The organism is Microcella sp. (assembly GCF_033763155.1).
Lineage (GTDB): Bacteria > Actinomycetota > Actinomycetes > Actinomycetales > Microbacteriaceae > Microcella.
This window is the reverse complement of the sequence record NZ_JANRKZ010000140.1, coordinates 1-3,279: the sequence shown is the minus strand read 5'-3', so window position 1 is coordinate 3,279 and position 3,279 is coordinate 1. Positions and strand designations below refer to the sequence as shown.

Sequence of the window (3,279 nt, the reverse complement as noted above, 5' to 3'; positions counted from 1 at the left end):
GTCGTCTTGCCGGCGCCGGGCGTCGCGGCCGCGAGAAAGTCGCGCGGTTCCGTCTCGAAGTACCGGTCGAGCGCTTCGGCTTGCCAGGCCCGCAAGCGGTCTGCCGTGCCGCGCGCGGCCCGCTCGGGGTACGAGGGTGAGAGGTTTTCCGCGGCAAAGGTGCCCACGTGCGGGGCGCGGCGGTAGGTCGGACTCACGAGACCTCGATGCTAGTCGAGCCGACCGACACCGCCCTCCGGAACACTCCCACGACGGGGAGGTGCTCCGCGCAGCAGAGAGGCGCGTTGCACCGTGCCCGATCCGAAGCGCTCGGCGAGAGCGTCGATCGCACCCTCCGCCTCACGCCAGGGTTCATCGTCATCCCACAGTCCGCGCGCCACGGTACCCGTCGGCAGCAAGGCTGACGCCCGTACGCCGATCAAGCGGAGGCCGCGCCCGACGACGGGAGACGCTGCGTAGAGAGTGCGCGCTTCGGTCGCAATGCGTTGCGCCACATCCGTCGGTTCGGGCAGAGTCTGCGAGCGCGTGATGGTTTCGAAGTCGCCGAAGCGCAGCTTGATTGACAGCGTGCGTGCGACCCATCCCCCGGCGCGCAGCCGTTCGGCGACGCGTTCGGCAAGCCGGAGGAGTTCGCGGTCGATCACCGTCGGCTCGGCAACATCACGCTCAAACGTCACCTCGTGACCGATGGTCTTTTCAGCGCGCTCGGGCGAGACCGACCGCGGGTCGCGACCGTGTGCGAGTGCGTGGAGGTGCCCCGCGGCGGCCGGGCCGAGTGCGCGTGTGAGGGCGTCGAGCGGAGCATCCGCCACATCACCGATCGTGCGCAGCCCCAGTCGCTCGAGGCGCTGGGCCGATGCCGCGCCGACTCCCCACAGGGCGGTGATGGGTTGCGGGTGCAAGAACGACAGGGTCTCGGCCTCGGGCACGATGAGCAGCCCGTCGGGCTTGGCGCGCCCCGAGGCGAGCTTCGCGACGAACTTGGTGGCGGCCGCTCCGACCGAGGCGACGAGCCCGGTCTCGGCGTGGATGCGCGCCCGCAACGCCGCGCCGATGGCAAACGGCGGGCCGAACAGCGCCGTCGCGCCCGAGACGGCGAGAAAAGCTTCGACAATGCTCAGCGGATCGACGAGTGGGGTGACGTCGCCCAGTATTTGCATGACCGCGCGCGACGCGGTCTGATAGCGGTCGTAATGCGGCTCGAGCACAATCGCGTGCGGGCAGCGGCGCAGAGCCACAGCCATGGGCATGGCCGAGTTGACGCCATAACGCCGTGCCTCATACGTTGCCGCCGTCACGACCGAGCGCGCCCCGCGGTGGCCGACAATAACGGGTTTGCCGCGTAGCTCGGGTCGGTCGAGCAGTTCGACTGACGCGAAGAAGGCGTCCATGTCGAGGTGCAGGATGCGCGCGCTCAGGTCATCGGTCGGGGTCTCGGTGACCTGCCGACCGCTGCCGTCTTGCTTGCTCATGCCGCACGCCCCACGCGATCATCCTCGCACCGTGCTCTGACGGCGGTGGATGCGCGTGGGGCGCGCGGTCTAGCCGAGGTCGAGTGCTACTTCTTGCGCGTGATGAGGCGCCACAGCACGATCACGATGAGCGAGCCGCCGATGGCGAGCAGCCACGTGCCGATGCTGAAGAACTCATCGATCGAGCCGAGGCCCAAAAGGCTGCCGAGCCAGCCGCCGAGCAGGGCACCGACGACACCGAGAATGAGCGTCGAGAACCACCCGCCGCCCTGCTTGCCCGGCAGAATCGCCTTGGCGATAGCGCCCGCGATGAGGCCGAGGAGGAGGAATCCGAAAAAGCCCTTGCGCTTCTCCTTTCATTCGAGCGGGCATCGCATCGTTGCGAGACCGCGAGGTGAGCGTGGCAGAAGCAACGCCCACCCGAGAGTCAATCAGATGTCCCCCGTTAGGGGTACATCTCTGATCGGCAAGGGCACACTCTGCCGCGATTCGTCGGCGTCTGGCACTCTGGGTGCATGCCTCAGCTTCACCCGTGGTCGCGCTATGTCGCCATCGGCGACTCGTTTACCGAAGGCATCGGAGACCCCGAGCCGCAAAGCCCCGGCGGACACCGTGGATGGGCCGACCGCGTGGCCGAAGTGCTCGCCGAACGCACCGACGATTTCGCCTATGCCAACCTCGCCATTCGGGGTCGGTTGTTGCAGCAAATTGCCGATGAGCAAGTGGATGCTGCGCTCGCGTTGCGCCCCGACCTCATCACGATCTCGGGCGGGGGTAACGACATCATCCGCCCCGGCACTGACCCCGACAAGGTCGCGGAGCTCTTCGACGACACAATCGGTCGGTTGCGGTCGAATGGGGCGACGGTCGTGATGTTCAACGGCCCCGATATCGGCATGACGCCCGTTCTGCGTCGTGTGCGGGGCAAGGTCGCCATCTACAACGAGAATCTCCGGTACGTCGCGGCCAAGCATGACGCGATCGTGGCCGACATGTGGTCGCTGCGCCAGCTTCAGAATGCTCAAATGTGGGCTCCTGACCGACTGCACTTTTCGCCACTCGGACACCACACGATCGCCATCGCCGTGCTCGATGCGCTCGGCATCGATCACGACCTTGAACCTTTGCACCCCGAGCCTCTCCCAGCCCGAAGCTGGCGATCGGCGCGCGTCGACGACATCGGCTGGGCGCGCGAATACCTCGTGCCGTGGGTGGTTCGGCGCATCCGTCATCAGTCGTCTGGCGATACGGTGCGGCCGAAGCGGCCGACGCTTTAGGGCCCCGCGCTGTCAGCGCCTACACTGCCGAGAAGCTCGTCGATCGGCTGCTGGAGTTGCGACGTCACGGGTGGGGCGCTGATGGCGCCCTCCCACCTCAGCGGGATCGACGTGCGCACACTACCAATGAGCACCACGAGAGCTGCCGGTGGGGGTTGATCGTTCCCGACGACAAAGGGCGGGGCATCGATCAGTACCCGCGATGATGCGGCACCCCACACGAGCACTGGGTCGCTCTCGCCGGCGACCAACCGTGCCGAATCGCCCCACGGCGACGAGTAGGTGGCGACGGTGGTCCCGGGTTCGATCAGGGAGACGACGGCAAAATCGTCAGCCGCCGTGGTGACCAGTGTGGTCACGGCCGCGGCGACCGCCTCCTGATCGCGCAGGCCGAGCACGACCCCCACGACGTCGGTGCTCTCATCGCCCACGGCGACCGTGCTCGCGAAAAGCAGGTTGGCGCCGTAACCGTCGAGAGTGCCGGTCTTGATTCCCGTCACTCCTGCCGTGCCCAGGGCGAGGTTGGTCGT

Annotated in this window: 3 protein-coding genes and 2 pseudogenes; 1 reads left to right on the top strand and 4 read right to left on the bottom strand. The window is 67.4% G+C overall.

The features are described 5' to 3' along the window. From SFU54_RS05850 to SFU54_RS05840, 3 genes and pseudogenes are all read right to left on the bottom strand, one after another. Nucleotides 1-197 (bottom strand): annotated as a pseudogene (locus SFU54_RS05850) (ATP-dependent helicase); the annotation flags it as partial. A gap of 12 nt (nt 198-209) precedes the next feature. Beyond that, complete coding sequence (dinB, locus tag SFU54_RS05845) at nt 210-1,472, bottom strand: DNA polymerase IV (protein WP_319015352.1); 1,263 nt, start codon at nt 1,470-1,472, stop codon at nt 210-212. Between the two features lie 86 nt (nt 1,473-1,558). Then, nucleotides 1,559-1,783: a GlsB/YeaQ/YmgE family stress response membrane protein gene (locus tag SFU54_RS05840; protein ID WP_319015353.1), complete on the bottom strand. Its 225-nt coding sequence runs from the start codon at nt 1,781-1,783 to the stop codon at nt 1,559-1,561. 204 nt (nt 1,784-1,987) lie between these two features. On the opposite strand from SFU54_RS05840, the gene SFU54_RS05835 reads away from it, so the two are divergent. Continuing rightward, entirely contained in the window at nt 1,988-2,749 is a 762-nt protein-coding gene (locus SFU54_RS05835) for an SGNH/GDSL hydrolase family protein (RefSeq protein WP_319015351.1), read from the top strand. On the opposite strand, the pseudogene SFU54_RS05830 reads toward SFU54_RS05835, so the two are convergent. Then, nucleotides 2,746-3,279 (bottom strand): annotated as a pseudogene (locus SFU54_RS05830) (hypothetical protein); the annotation flags it as partial. The gene SFU54_RS05835 and the pseudogene SFU54_RS05830 sit on opposite strands and share 4 nt — an antisense overlap.

Bases quoted from the DNA above. Each gene is read 5' to 3' on its own strand.
- SFU54_RS05835 (WP_319015351.1), top strand. From the start codon at position 1,988: ATGCCTCAGCTTCACCCGTGGTCGCGCTATGTCGCCATCGGCGACTCG.
- dinB (WP_319015352.1), bottom strand. From the start codon at position 1,472: ATGAGCAAGCAAGACGGCAGCGGTCGGCAGGTCACCGAGACCCCGACC.